Consider the following 14,103-nt stretch of genomic DNA (forward strand, 5'->3'; position numbering starts at 1 on the left):
TATGAAACTATCTGCTAAAACGATTAGTTTAAATAGCAACTCAATCGTAAAACTCCATCCTTTAGCCAGTAGGCTTCATCAAGTACTGATCAAAGCCTATATTAGTAGTGATAAGAGTACCTATCTCAAAAACGTACCTAACTATTTTGGCTGCAGAGTTGACATACCTATTCATAATATTTCTGTCATATTTAAAGACGGTTTATACGAAATCATCGGGGGCTGTTTTTCTCCTATATTTGATCTAAATGACATTTCTAATGAAAATACTGTGATTCTAAGTTATACAACATCTCAAGGTCATGATACAAAGAATAAAACTGATGAACAGATAAACAGAGTAAAAAAAAGAATTCAAGATAAGTTTGACCAAGACGTAATAGACTTTATATATATGGATTATATTAGGGCGATTTCTATTCTTTCACTTTCAAAACCAGGTGTCATGTATTCAGAAATTAGAGAGTTATCACAGGCTAAAGGCAAATATAGTAGCGCTATTTGGAACGAAATATTTGGTAATGAAGATGAATCGCCAATAAACTATCTTAGTCAGAAAGATTTTTCAATGCTTATCGATAAGACTCGAGGTACTGTGAATAATCATAACAAACTTAAAGGTTTCACATACCAAGCAAAGGATTCCTGAATTACTGCCAGATGTATTATTAATGGATACATTGCTACAATCTTTAGTAATATTAAAATAATGAGGTCTTTTGAACATGCCTAAGTTCAGGTTAGAACAGAGCTATCAGATGAATCGTTATTGATCAAATGGACAATTTAAAGATAAAGAAGGTCACTTTTAAAATGTATTTTTGTGTTCCACTTTATGAGTTAACGAACGATATACATTGAATATAAAATGATTTTTTATCAGTGCATAACTGGTGTCCCTTGCGTGTTAAAAGCAAAAGCTTTATTACTAAAATTACCAATCATTACCGCCTCAATCACTGGTTTAACCGTATCATCTAAAGCTTCAACCTCAATGATAAAGTCTGCACCAGGACCCCCTTTATTTTCTTCTTTTTCAACGATATAGTTGAGGGTTGCCATAGGTGGTAGCTTAATTGAGTTCTTGATATAGGACTTTATTAGCTCTCCATTAGTACCGTAGTAATCAATTTTATTGATATATAGTGATTTTTCTAATGTGGTATTACGAATACTCAAAGTCGCCGATAGCAATACTTTTTCATTGTACCTATCAATATAAATGTCTGAATAAGTGGGCACATAAAAGGTTTGTTTATAATTTAACTGACGGGAATCGACGGTAGAGGTTGTTTCAAGCTCTTTAATAGGATCTTTATTATCTTCTGAAAATACTATATTGGGATCTTTTATTGATTTATCACAACCTGATAACAGCATCAATATAGCAATGGCTATGGCGGACATACTGAGCTTGTTCATGATGTTTCCCTCTTTTTTTGCATCTTACCATCAGCTTAATATTCTAGTTAGGAGACTAAATACATTCATGTATTGTCAGTCTTTAGGGATATGTAGCTTGTAGCCGACACCGATTTCGGTTAAGAAGAAATTTGGTCGAGAAGGATTATCTTCTAGTTTCTGGCGTAAATTTGACATAAATATGCGAACATAATGTTCTTGATGATTATGACCTTTACCCCAAACTTCATTAAGCAGTTGTTTATGGGTCAGTACTTTTTCCGCATAACGGATCAGGACAGTCAGCAAGCGATACTCAATAGGTGTTAAATGGACGTCTTTACCATTTTTCTTGACTTGTCTCTGCGTCAGATCGATGCTGACATTGCCAAGCTCTATCTGACTAGGTGCTTCGTAGCCAACCTGCCAGCGGCGCATATGTGCATTAACACGCGCAACCAATTCGCCCATACTAAAAGGTTTCACTAAATAATCATCTGCACCTAAATTGAGCGCTTTTATTTTATCCTGTTCATCACTGCGAGCTGATAATACTAAAATAGGTAATGAGGACCACGTCCTAATATCTGCAATGACGTCACAGCCATCACCGTCAGGTAAGCCAAGATCTAATATAAGTAAATCAGGACGGCGCGTTGCAGCTTCTATTAAGCCCCTGTGCGAGCTATCAGCGATATAAACTTGATAGCCTTCTTGCTCCATCGCTGTTTTAATAAATCGCGCAATATGGGCTTCATCTTCGATAATTAGTATGGTCTTCATTAGTGTGTTTTTCGCTATTAGTATTAACCTTATGATATAGCACTTATCGTGCTAAGTTTGCTGAATCAATGTTTGGGCTGCTTGCTATAAAGTCGTCACTCAATAAATCTTGTTCAGGCAAAGGTTGCCAAGGTAGCGTTATAATAAATTGTGCACCGTGAGGTTGTATATTATTAGCGCTTAACGTGCCACCCAGATGCTCAACTAAATCTCTACTCAAAGCTAAGCCTAAACCCAATCCCGTTGTAGTACCTTCCGAATTCCCTCGAGTAAAGCGCTCAAATATTTGCGTCTCCATACCTACAGGTAGACCTTCTCCTGTATCTGTCACCGTTATCAGGTATTGCCGATTATTATCAAGCATTGCTTTGATGCAAATACAGGCATTGTCTAGGGTATAATTGATTGCATTGGTTATTAAGTTATTTAAAATACGCGACAAAATCAATTCGTCGGTATAAATAAAGTCAATATTATGGGGAATGTCTATTTCTATCTGGCGCTCTTTTAAATAGTGCTCAAGCTGACGGATATTACTACCAACGATTTCTTCTAAGCTCACCCATTGCTTGTTTAGTTTCATGCCGCCAGACTGTAGCGAGACGTAATCTAAAATATTAATGACTAAACGCTGAATGACGTTTGCTTGCTGCTCAATATCGACTGCCAGTTGCTTCTGCTCACTTGCCGTTAAACTCTGGATAGCAAGAGAAGACGCTAAACCAGATAATACCGTTATTGGCGTTCGGATATCATGAGACAGGGCCGATAATAAAGTCCCACGCAGCCGCTCTGATTCTACCTTTATGAGCGCGGTTTGAGCCACTTTTGCGTAATATACCCGCTCTAAGGCTAGCGTTATTTGGGCAATGGCCATATCAAGGGTTCTTTGTTGTTCGGGTTGATTGAAACTCTCACTATCTGTAGGCATCAGTGCTAAAACACCGAGCACCTGATTTGATGTAGCGAGTGCCCGATAGTGCATCGTATTGGCGGTAAGCGTATTAGTTCCTAGTCCCGCGCTTTCGTTATGATCAAATACCCATCGGGTGACAACCCAATTGAATTCTGCAGGTATCGTACAATCCGTCATAACGATCAGCTTATTGTTCGAGTCGGGCATTACTACGATTGCGGTGCTAGCAATATGCTGCGTTAGCCATGCTGCAGCTTGGCTGATGATGTCATCGTTTTTACGAGCCGCGCTCAGACTTTGAGCAAGATAGCTCATGGATATGGCCTGTTGTTCACGTTTACGGGCAGCTTGTGCCTGAAATCGCAGGCCAACTGCTAGGTTGTTAATGATTAAAGAGACGATAAGCATAACGGCAAAGGTGACTAAGTATTGGACATCACTGACATTAAATGACAGCTTAGGTTCAACAAAAAATAAATCAAAACTTAACACACTTAAAAAAGCAGCCAATATGCCAGGCGCGCGTCCAAAGCGTACTGAGATAAAGACTATCACTAATAAGTACAGCATGACAACGTTGGCTAAATCAAACCAGCGCGTGAGGGCAACTAGGGTAACGGTTACCAATCCGCATCCCAAAACTGCCATAAGATAGCCATTACGGTTATCTACCGATGATAATTCTGCCACGTTCCAAGATGGGAATTGACGCTCATTAGTGGTTTTGCTTAACTGCTTAGTTTGATTAACCAATATCAAATCTAAATTAACGTCTTGCTGTGAGATGCGCTTTACCAGCGACTGACCCCAGTGATACGGTCTAGAACGGTTAGCATGGTTTTGTCCAATAATAATACGGCCAATATTGAATTGATGGGCATAGCTGGTCAAACCCTCTGCCACGGTAATGGCACTAATCACTTCGGTTTTTGCACCCAAATCATCCGCTAAACGCAATGCCTCCAAAACTTTCTGCTTATTATTAACTGAACGACTTAAACCGCGTGGTGTATCGACATGCACCACATACCACTGTGAATGTAGACTACTGGCCAGCCTAGCAGCATGACGAATGAGGCGTTCGCTGTGCGCCCCCGTACTGATTCCTACCAATAGCTGATCTGCAGTATTCCAAATAGGTGAAATTCGAGCTTGGTTACGATAATCTTGCATATCTGCATCGACCAAGTCTGCGGTTCGGCGTAATGCCAGCTCTCGCAGCGCGATCAAATTACCTTTACGAAAGAAGTTATTAATAGCGTGTTTGGCTTGGCTTGGAATGTATACTTTACCTTCGTGAAGACGCGCCAATAATTCATCTGCCGGTAAATCAACCAATACCACTTCATTTGCCTGATCAAAAAACCAGTCAGGCAAGGTTTCTTGAACCACCACTCCGGTAATTTGATTGACAACATCATTTAAGCTTTCTAAATGCTGAACGTTTAGGGTCGTGTAAACACTGATACCTGCTTTTAGTAACTCTTCAACATCATGCCAACGTTTAGGATGGCGAGACCCTGCGATGTTACTATGTGCCAGCTCATCAACCAGCAAAATATCTGGATGACTGGCGAGAGCGGCATCAATGTCAAACTCTTGTAACATCTGTCCACGATATTCAATCTCGCGTCGCGGCAATACTGATAGCCCTTGTACCAGTGCTGCTGTCTCACTGCGACCATGGGTCTCTACAATGCCAATCAATACATTACGGCCATGCGCTTGTGCTTGGTGGGCAGAGGTCAGCATGTCATACGTTTTACCAACCCCGGCCGACGCCCCAAAAAATATCTTTAACTTACCTCTATTGACCGTATACTCTTGCTGCTTGATTTGCTGCAATAACGCATCTGGGCTAGGGCGGTTAATATTCATAATGACCCTCGATAGCTCTTCAATAAAAGTAATTTAGGTAAGGTAGCGGCTTTTGGTTAATCCGATAGTGTTGGCTAATACTGTCTTACTATTTAACCGAGAGAGTAGATATCTCGTCTAAAGTTAAGTTAACTGCCAGCACATTGACACGCGGTTCGCCAAAGACATTAAACTGCTTACTATCGGTATTATCATTGATCGCTTTTTGTACTTGTTCGATACTTATCCCGCGTATACTTGCCACTCTATTGGCTTGCCACTGTGCCGCCGCAGGTGAGATATGTGGATCTAAACCACTTCCCGACATGGTCACCAAATCAATCGGTATCGGCGCTTTGTTCTGTGGATCAGCCGCCTTAAGCTTTTGCACTTGCGCCTCAACATTGCTGGCAAGTTCAGAATTTAAAGGTCCCAAATTACTACCTGAAGATTGGGTGGCATCATAACCGTCACCCGCAGCAGAAGGTCGTGTCCATATATATTGTGGTTGGTCAAACTGTTGACCGATGAGCACAGAGCCAACCAGCTGCCCCTCTTTTTCTATTAAGCTACCATTTGCCTGATTGGGCATAGTCACTTGCCCGACGCCAGTCATCAGTAATGGGTAGCATAACCCTAAAATGATACCTAATAGTATAAATAGTAATATAGCAGGTTTGAGCATTGGCATATGAGTAGCAGCGTTATCTAGTGCGTTGCTGCTACCTATTGTATCTTGTAGTGATGGCTTAGAGTCAGTATCTGGATGAGAATGAGTGTACATAGTAATATTCCTTATGAATGATTAGACCAATTGCAATACGTTAATGAGCATATCGATAACCTTTATTCCCACAAACGGTAGCAGTAGTCCGCCCAATCCATATATCAAGAGGTTCCGGCGCAATAGGTTAATAGCAGAGTCTGGACAATACTTGACCCCTCGCAGCGCTAGTGGAATTAGAAATACAATGATTAAAGCATTAAAAATAACCGCTGATAAAATAGCGCTCTTTGGGCTGCCCAAATGCATAATATTTAAAACGTTTAAGGCGGGATAAGTACCAGCAAAAGCTGCTGGAATGATCGCAAAGTATTTAGCGACGTCGTTAGCCAAGCTAAAAGTCGTCAGCGCCCCACGGGTCATCAGCATCTGCTTGCCGGTTTGCACCACTTCAATAAGCTTGGTCGGGTTTGAGTCCAAATCCACCATGTTTGCCGCTTCTTTGGCCGCTTGAGTCCCACTATTCATAGCAACGGCAACATCAGCCTGGGCAAGTGCTGGCGCGTCATTGGTACCATCACCAGTCATCGCCACCAGCTTACCTTGGCGCTGATAACTACGAATCAATTCAAGTTTTTGTTCTGGGGTAGCCTCCGCCATAAAGTCATCAACCCCAGCTTCAGCAGCGATAGCAGCAGCCGTTAAAGGGTTGTCACCAGTAATCATCACGGTAGTAATACCGATTTTTCGCAATTCAGCAAAGCGCTCTTTGATACCAGATTTCACCACGTCTTTGAGCTCAATAACGCCTAATATCTGCTGACCATCTGCAACTAACAGTGGTGTACTACCACGGCGAGCAACTTCTTCTACTTGTTGCTCTAGATTATTAGGCAGCGTACCACCTTGTTCTGTCACCCAATTTACAATGGCGTCATAAGCGCCCTTACGGATGCGGCGTTGCTCAATATCGGTACCACTCATTCGAGTTTGTGCCGTAAATTCGATAGTTTCAAATGGCTTTGATTTCCAGATATTCTCATCAATATCAAAACGGCTTTGTGCCAGTTTGACGATACTGCGACCTTCGGGCGTCTCATCGGTTAGCGAGCTAATCAATGCCACTTCAGCTAGCAAGTTCTCGTTAATACCGTTAGAAGGCAGAAATAAAGAAGCTTGACGGTTACCATAAGTAATAGTGCCGGTCTTATCGAGCAATAGTACATCGACATCGCCAGCAGCTTCTACTGCTCGTCCAGAGGTCGCAATGACATTGGCTTGCATCATGCGGCTCATGCCTGCTACCCCAATAGCCGATAATAAACCGCCAATCGTTGTTGGAATAAGGCAGACCAGTAATGCGACTAAAATCACAATTGGGATGGGTTCGCCTTGACCTGATGCGAGTACCGCAAACTGAGAGAATGGCAACAGAGTGACGCAAACCATTAGAAATATCAGGGTTAATGCAATAAGCAAAATAGTCAGTGCAATCTCATTAGGCGTTTTAGTACGTTTGGCACCTTCTACCAAGGCAATCATACGATCCAAAAATCCTTGCCCCGGCGCTTGAGTAATACGAATCACCAACCAGTCAGACAAGACTTTAGTACCGCCGGTGACCGCGTTAAAATCACCGCCACTTTCACGGATTACAGGAGCGGATTCACCAGTAATGGCTGATTCATCGACTGAAGCAAGACCTTCTATCACCTCACCATCCGCTGGAATGATTTCTCCCATTTGCACTAATACAATATCGTCTTGATTGAGCTCCGTCGCCTGTACCATAGTAGCGGCGGATAATCGGTCGCTACCAGCAAGCTTACGCGCTTGCACATCTTGACGTGCTTGTTTAAGACTCGATGCTTGCGCTTTACTGCGACCTTCTGCTAAGGCTTCAGCAAAGTTAGCAAACAATAAGGTAAACCATAGCCAAAACGTAATTAACAATGTAAAGACCAGTCCCGTTTGACCTTGAATTACCATATTGATGGCTAATATGGTCGTCAACCATGAGCCGATATAAACGACGAACATCACGGGATTACGCCACTGAACGCGAGGATCAAGCTTGAGTAGCGCATCTTTTAGCGCCGGTTTAATCAACGTCGGATCTAGGAGGCCTTGTGAAGGTTTTTCGGGTAAATCAGAGTTATCAGGCTCTTGTTGAGGGGGCACATCTAAGTCTTTATTATTAGCATCTATTGAAACATTCATGGTCTTTATTCCTAACATAATCATAAAAAGGGAGCAATTCACCACTAAAAAGGCAAGTGCCTATTTATCAAATCTATCGACTTTGCCAAATTTTCTGAGGTCTAGACAAATAGGCAGCGGCTAACCTTTCATCATCCATATATGCTCTACAATAGGTCCAAGCGCTAACGCAGGAATGAAAGTCAATGCGCCAATCATCAGCACAGTTCCGACTAATAGACCCACAAATAATGGCGTGGTCGTCGGTAAAGTACCGCTATTGACTTCAAGTCTTGGTTTTTTCGCCAACGATCCTGCCAAAGCCAGTACTGGAATGATGACCCCAAAACGCCCAACCACCATAGCAAGCCCAAGCATGGAGTTATAAAAGACCGAATTGGCCCCCAACCCTGCAAAAGCAGAACCATTATTATTGGCAGCAGAGCTAAAGGCATACAGCACTTCACTGAAACCATGGGCGCTAGGATTAAAAATCCCTGCTTGACCACTCGTAGTCATAACACTAATCGCCGTTCCCATTAGCACCATAGTGGGTGCTGCAAGTAATGCTAATACAACCATTTTCATCTCAAATGGTTCAATCTTTTTACCAAGATATTCTGGTGTCCGTCCAATCATGAGTCCTGATACGAATACCGCCAATATTGCAAAGAGCAACATGCCGTACAGTCCGGCTCCGACACCGCCAAATACCACTTCGCCTAATTGCATCTGCAACATCAAACCAAAGCCACCCATAGGCGTAAATGAGTCATGCATCGCATTTACCGCACCACATGATGCCGCAGTAGTGATGGTGGCAAATAACGATGAAGCCACAATACCAAAGCGCACTTCTTTACCTTCCATATTGCCACTGACATCAGCAGCGGTTAGCCCTGACACTTGTGATGTCAACCAAGGGTTACCAGCAAGTTCACTACTCACAGTTAAGGAATACATACCGACAAACAATACGGTCATGGCTGCTAATATCGCCACCCCTTGCTTCAGATTGCCGCTCATCTTACCGAGACAAAAACACAGTGAAGTAGGAATAAGAAAAATAGCGAGCATCTGAATTAAATTAGAAAAAGGCGTAGGGTTCTCAAATGGATGAGCAGAGTTGGCGTTAAAGAAACCACCACCATTAGTGCCTAACATTTTAATCGCTTCTTGTGACGCGACTGGTCCTAAGGCGATGGTTTGGGTATCACCTTGTAGAGTTTGCACGTCCATATAGGTCGATAGGGTTTGTACAACACCTTGACTCATTAATAGAAGCGCGATGATTGTCGCTATCGGTAATAGGATATAAATATTACAGCGCCATAAATCGACCCACGCATTACCAAGGTGAGCACTTTTCTTAAATATCAAGCCACGCATCAAGGCAAAAGCGACGGCAATACCTGTTGCTGCTGACAAAAAGTTTTGTAGCGACATACCCATCATTTGGGTGAGATAACTCATGGTGCTTTCGCCACCATAAGCCTGCCAGTTGGTATTGGTCATAAAACTGATGGCCGTATTCATGGCTAAGTCCCAAGTAACTCCGGTCATCGCTTGCGGATTGAGCGGTAGATTGCCTTGCACCAGTTGCAATATAAATAGCGCCAAAAAGCCAATGATGTTAAATAAGACAATAGCGAGTGCATACTGTTTCCAGTTCATCCCCGACGCAACATTACCTTTGCTATCTCGTCCAAGCATACCGAGTGCAGTAAAACCGCGTGATTCAAGACGGGATATCGGTGCCTGCATACGCTGCATGATATAACCGGACAAAAAATAGCCCAAAGTAAATAAAATGAGAAGATAAATAATCAACTGAGATAAAGCCTGGATGGTCATTAGAACGCCTCCGGTTTAATCAGTACGTATAGCAAATAGACAAATAAACCTAGGGCGATAAGCCCTGAAAATACTTCCATAGCACTCTCCTAACACCAAGATCAGTCAATTAATTGCCGCAAGATTACTAAGACCTTGCTGCTCATTGGATAATGTCATTAGTATGCTGAGAGAAGTATAAAAGTGTTATTAAGATAAATAGGCAGGATATAAAGAAAGTATAAAGATGAGAGTTAGCTAGTAGATAGGCAGATATTAAGTGTGGATAACTGTCTTGCTTTAGCTAGGAACACTGAAGAGGTAACGACTAAAGACAACACTTATTTACTGGCAATGGAGGACACTTCTTTTTCTTGGGATGCGGATACAGAGATTCTGACCTTTGAAGAAAAACCGTATAAAATCGGAGATGAGCTTTATCTTGGCGGTACTGTATTTACTTATCCTAACGCGAATATTACAGATCAGATAAAGGTAAAATGGATAGATTATGGTTTGGATAAAGGGTGGCTTGGTGGTTGAACTGGATAGACCATTCCTTAAACTTTAGAAGCTAATTTTCCAGATATATCTAATAAATAATAATCTAAAAACGTTAATATAAATAATAAACGCAAAAAAAACATGTATAATTACTATGCTTTTTTTCGAATGCTAACGTGCAATAATTAAACATTTTTAGTGACCAAAATATGGAATATAGCTCACGTAAAATGTCTTAAATTGCGCCAAACGTCATAGCTATTTATTGACTTAAGATATTGATATGTATGTTTTTATAGGTTAATATAACTTAATAACGATTTATAAAGTTTAGTGGTTCTAGCCTGTCACGCCGGGGGTTTTCTTGAAACAGCTTACTCTCTAATAAAGAAATACCTGCATGAATGCAGGTATTTCTTTATTTAATAGCTTTATAATATTTACATACATCAGTGTCTATTCAAGCTCTTCAATAAGCGCTTGCATCTCAGCGATTTCACGCTTTTGCGCTTTAATAATATCGTCAGCGAGCTGTTGCACTCTAGGATCTTCGATATCTGCTCTTGAGCTGGTCAAAATAGCAATCGAGTGATGTGGTATCATCGCTTGCATCCAATCGACTTGATCGACAGTTGCTTGAGAGCGCACGCCCCATATCCCAACGGCAAACATCAACACACTTAGTCCATAAACCATCAAATTAACTTTGGTTTTTTTGTACATATTACCCATAAAGGCGAGCATAATGACCGCCATACCCGCACCCATGTAGAGCGCCATATAAGCTCGGGTTTCACTAAAGTAGATGTGATCCCACTCATAAGTATTGAAATACATCATGATGTACATCACAATCGTAGACGTCACTATCATCAGGGTGAACTTGATATAAGGGTTCATGCCCTGTTGATGATTCATGTTGTTTTGATCTGAAGCATTCATAGTATATCTCCTATTATATTAATAATATTAGAACCAGAATTTAACCCCTGCAGTCAAACTACTGCTATCAACCGATTCACTATGTTGACGACGCTGATCTCGAGCACTGCCAAGCGCTGTCTCATAACTCACACCCACATAAGGCGCAAGTTGGCGACTGAATGTCTCATAAGTGAGCCTCACTTCAGCATCCATCTCGTTAAAACCTTTGGTAATATGATTGTCGCTGTCTTCTTTACTAAAGGCTGTTAGTCCTACTTCCGGTATCACAACCCAGTGCTGGCTCAAACGCCACTCGTATTCTGCGCCAAGGTCCAATCGAACTTGTCCATCAGAATACAGATAAGCTCTGGCATCGGTTTCAATAAAGTAAGGCATAGTACCGACAATACCGGCCATAATGGCAGGTTTGTCATTTTCGGTATCATAAGCAACACCGGCCTCGCCATTCCAGAAGATACTTAGCGGCTTCCAGTAAGATAGTGAGGTCAGACTATCAATTTCTTTATCACCTTCGGTCTGAATACTACCTTCGCTGCGTAAAGAGAGGCGGCGCTCATCTACGCCATACCAAGCACCAACCTCATAATTAATCTGATCTTCATCAAACTGATAACCTAAATCATCTACAGAAACGCCCCATAATGGCATATCACCCATCATCATAGGCTTACCATACTGTCCATAAGGAACGCCGTTTGAGTAGTCGGAACTTCGTGCATCAGCTGGCGCCTTACCACCTTGCATACCTGACATATCCATGCTGCCATGATCCATACCCGACATGTCCATGCCACTGTGATCCATACCTGACATATCCATACCGCTATGGTCCATATCTGACATATCCATACCGCTATGGTCCATATCCGACATATCCATACCGCTATGATCCATATCCGACATGTCCATATCTGACATGTCCATACCGCTATGATCCATATCCGACATATCCATGTCGCTGTGATCTATATCTGACATGTCCATACCTGACATATCCATACTACTATGATCCATGCCTGACATCATCATGTCTTTTTTAGCAGTGGACGGGTCAGCAGCATTAGCAAATGATGATGCCAGCAGTACCAATGATGATGCCCCAGCGAACCGTAAACCTACTTTATGTATTTTCATCTCATCTCTCACCTATCAATCAAAGATTTGCTTAAATGACCGCCACTTCTCTAAACATACCGGCTTCCATGTGATAGAGCAGATGACAATGCCATGCCCATCGACCAGCTTCCCCTGTGACATCAAAGCTGATTTTTTGTGCCGGCTGCACCATAATAGTATGCTTGCGCACCTGAAACTCGCCGTTAGGCATGCGCAAATCGCTCCACATGCCGTGTAAATGCATCGGATGGTTCATCATCGTGTCATTGACTAAGGTAATACGCACGCGCTCACCCGGCTTAATATTAACCGGTGTCGCTTCACTGAACTTAACCCCATCAAACGCCCAGATATAGCGCTCCATGTTACCGGTTAAATGTAGCTCGATCTCTCGGGTAGGCTTGCGCTGCTCTGCAAATATTGCCTCATCGACAGAGCGCAGCTGGCTATAGTTCAGCACCTTTCTATCAATGTTACGCAGGTTAATACCTGGATCATCAAGGTTCATACGTGGACTGTCCACACGCATGTCAGATTTGAAGTCATACTCAGTTTTGGCATGCTTGGCTTTATAACCATCAGCACCCATAGCGCCCATCATATCTGCCATGGTGAGCCATTCGATTTTGTCCATAGCAGGCGTTGCCGCACGAGCGCCTTCTTTGGTGGCAAGCGTTGCTGCGACATAGCCCGAACGGTCTATGTTTTGGGCAAATATGGTATGCGCCTCTTTGGTCGGGGTGACAATGACATCATAGGTCTCAGCCACGCCAATACGAAAATCATCAATCGCAACGGGTGCGACATCAATACCATCGGTTGCCACCACAGTCATTTTGAGACCGGGTATGCGCACATCAAAGATTGTTTGCGCTGAAGCATTGATAAAGCGTAATTTAACGCGCTGTCCTGCTTTGACGATTTGCGCCCAATTAGCCGCGGTGGTTTTGCCATTCATAAGGTAGGTGAAGGTGTTTTCGCCCGACAAGTCAGTAAAATCAGTGGGCATCATGCGCATCTGATTCCACATTTTGCGTTTATCAAACGCAGTTTTCATATCCGTTTCAGCGATATCAGACAGTAGCTTCTTGAAGTCTGGCAGATGATAATTGTCAAAGTCGGCGCGCTGTTTGAGTAGCTTCAAGAGATTATGCGGGTTGCGGCTGGTCCAATCACTGAGCACGATCACGTGGTCTTCTTCGATAGGATGACGCTCACGACCTTTAGGTTCAATCACAATGGCACCCAGCATACCGGTTTGTTCTTGGAAGCCACTGTGTGAGTGATACCAATAGGTGCCTGATTGTTTGAGTTTGAATTTATAAGTAAAGGTGCTGTTTGCAGGAATGCCATCAAAGCTAATACCCGGCACCCCATCCATCTCAAACGGTACTAGTAGTCCATGCCAATGAATAGAGGTGGATTCATCCATCTGATTATGAACACGTATCACCACCGTATCGCCCTCAACCATCTTTAGCGTCGGTGCTGGCAGTGAATTATTGATGAGCGTTGCCATGCTCTTTTTACCGTTGACAATAGCGGACTGTTTACTGACGTATAAGTCAAACTCTTTACCGGTCAATATAGGCACTTTATGAGTGTTTTGGTCACTATTGATAGTAGCACTCTGACTGCCCGAGCGACTTGAGTGTCCCAATGCACTACTGGCCATGGCCGGTATCAAGGAGGCGCCAAGGACAGCGGAGGATCCGGTTAAAAAACGTCGGCGGTTCAATATGTTCTGTTTATTCATAATGATGACCTAATTTAATTTGAGAGATGGTGGTTAAGCTTATGGTTATAATATTTAACAATACGTCAA

At 42.5% G+C, this 14,103-nt stretch carries 12 protein-coding genes; 2 read left to right on the forward strand and 10 right to left on the reverse strand.

All coding sequences use genetic code 11. The features are described from left to right. The first annotated feature begins 1 nt into the window (after position 1). Positions 2-649, forward strand: coding sequence for a hypothetical protein (locus PSYCG_RS03680; protein WP_020442995.1), 648 nt, complete (start codon positions 2-4; stop codon positions 647-649). Between the two features lie 230 nt (positions 650-879). Here PSYCG_RS03680 and PSYCG_RS03685 read toward each other — a convergent pair whose 3' ends face one another. The 7 genes from PSYCG_RS03685 to kdpF form a co-directional block, all read right to left on the reverse strand. Continuing rightward, positions 880-1,422 (reverse strand): DUF3124 domain-containing protein, encoded by a 543-nt coding sequence (locus PSYCG_RS03685; RefSeq protein WP_020442996.1) that lies wholly within the window; start codon positions 1,420-1,422, stop codon positions 880-882. 75 nt (positions 1,423-1,497) lie between these two features. Then, a complete protein-coding gene (locus PSYCG_RS03690; protein ID WP_020442997.1) occupies positions 1,498-2,184 on the reverse strand; it encodes a response regulator in 687 nt (228 codons plus the stop codon). Between the two features lie 43 nt (positions 2,185-2,227). Continuing rightward, positions 2,228-4,978 carry a DUF4118 domain-containing protein gene (locus tag PSYCG_RS03695; RefSeq protein WP_020442998.1) on the reverse strand — a complete coding sequence of 917 codons (2,751 nt, stop codon included), beginning with the start codon at positions 4,976-4,978 and terminating at the stop codon, positions 2,228-2,230. Positions 4,979-5,066: 88 nt separating this feature from the next. Beyond that, on the reverse strand, positions 5,067-5,741 hold the full coding sequence (kdpC, locus tag PSYCG_RS03700) for a potassium-transporting ATPase subunit KdpC (protein ID WP_020442999.1): 675 nt from the start codon (positions 5,739-5,741) through the stop codon (positions 5,067-5,069). A 21-nt stretch (positions 5,742-5,762) separates the two neighbouring features. Further along, positions 5,763-7,901, reverse strand: a complete 2,139-nt coding sequence (gene kdpB / locus PSYCG_RS03705) for a potassium-transporting ATPase subunit KdpB (RefSeq protein ID WP_020443000.1) — start codon at positions 7,899-7,901, stop codon at positions 5,763-5,765. A gap of 120 nt (positions 7,902-8,021) precedes the next feature. Next, positions 8,022-9,734: a potassium-transporting ATPase subunit KdpA gene (kdpA, locus tag PSYCG_RS03710; RefSeq protein WP_020443001.1), complete on the reverse strand. Its 1,713-nt coding sequence runs from the start codon at positions 9,732-9,734 to the stop codon at positions 8,022-8,024. After that, positions 9,734-9,814, reverse strand: coding sequence for a K(+)-transporting ATPase subunit F (gene kdpF, locus PSYCG_RS13735; protein ID WP_084674193.1), 81 nt, complete (start codon positions 9,812-9,814; stop codon positions 9,734-9,736). The genes kdpA and kdpF overlap by 1 nt, the downstream gene beginning before the upstream one ends. A gap of 181 nt (positions 9,815-9,995) precedes the next feature. Here kdpF and PSYCG_RS03715 point away from each other — a divergent pair, with 181 nt between their 5' ends. Beyond that, a complete protein-coding gene (locus PSYCG_RS03715) occupies positions 9,996-10,256 on the forward strand; it encodes a hypothetical protein (RefSeq protein ID WP_020443002.1) in 261 nt (86 codons plus the stop codon). Positions 10,257-10,673: 417 nt separating this feature from the next. On the opposite strand, the gene PSYCG_RS03720 is transcribed toward PSYCG_RS03715, so the two are convergent. Genes PSYCG_RS03720 through PSYCG_RS03730 form a run of 3 tightly spaced genes read right to left on the reverse strand, consistent with a single transcriptional unit; the run spans position 10,674 to position 14,034 of the window. Further along, entirely contained in the window at positions 10,674-11,159 is a 486-nt protein-coding gene (locus tag PSYCG_RS03720; RefSeq protein WP_020443003.1) for a DUF305 domain-containing protein, read from the reverse strand. 27 nt (positions 11,160-11,186) lie between these two features. Beyond that, positions 11,187-12,296, reverse strand: coding sequence for a copper resistance protein B (locus PSYCG_RS03725; protein WP_020443004.1), 1,110 nt, complete (start codon positions 12,294-12,296; stop codon positions 11,187-11,189). Between the two features lie 31 nt (positions 12,297-12,327). Beyond that, a complete protein-coding gene (locus PSYCG_RS03730) occupies positions 12,328-14,034 on the reverse strand; it encodes a copper resistance system multicopper oxidase (protein WP_041772226.1) in 1,707 nt (568 codons plus the stop codon). Positions 14,035-14,103 lie beyond the last annotated feature (69 nt).

It is taken from the genome of Psychrobacter sp. G, from assembly GCF_000418305.1.
GTDB lineage: Bacteria > Pseudomonadota > Gammaproteobacteria > Pseudomonadales > Moraxellaceae > Psychrobacter > Psychrobacter cryohalolentis.

Coding starts and splice junctions, on each gene's coding strand:
- PSYCG_RS03680 (WP_020442995.1), top strand. CDS start 2: ATGAAACTATCTGCTAAAACGATTAGTTTAAATAGCAACTCAATCGTA.
- PSYCG_RS03685 (WP_020442996.1), bottom strand. CDS start 1,422: ATGAACAAGCTCAGTATGTCCGCCATAGCCATTGCTATATTGATGCTG.
- PSYCG_RS03690 (WP_020442997.1), bottom strand. CDS start 2,184: ATGAAGACCATACTAATTATCGAAGATGAAGCCCATATTGCGCGATTT.
- PSYCG_RS03695 (WP_020442998.1), bottom strand. CDS start 4,978: ATGAATATTAACCGCCCTAGCCCAGATGCGTTATTGCAGCAAATCAAG.
- kdpC (WP_020442999.1), bottom strand. CDS start 5,741: ATGTACACTCATTCTCATCCAGATACTGACTCTAAGCCATCACTACAA.
- kdpB (WP_020443000.1), bottom strand. CDS start 7,901: ATGAATGTTTCAATAGATGCTAATAATAAAGACTTAGATGTGCCCCCT.
- kdpA (WP_020443001.1), bottom strand. CDS start 9,734: ATGACCATCCAGGCTTTATCTCAGTTGATTATTTATCTTCTCATTTTA.
- kdpF (WP_084674193.1), bottom strand. CDS start 9,814: ATGGAAGTATTTTCAGGGCTTATCGCCCTAGGTTTATTTGTCTATTTG.
- PSYCG_RS03720 (WP_020443003.1), bottom strand. CDS start 11,159: ATGAATGCTTCAGATCAAAACAACATGAATCATCAACAGGGCATGAAC.
- PSYCG_RS03725 (WP_020443004.1), bottom strand. CDS start 12,296: ATGAAAATACATAAAGTAGGTTTACGGTTCGCTGGGGCATCATCATTG.
- PSYCG_RS03730 (WP_041772226.1), bottom strand. CDS start 14,034: ATGAATAAACAGAACATATTGAACCGCCGACGTTTTTTAACCGGATCC.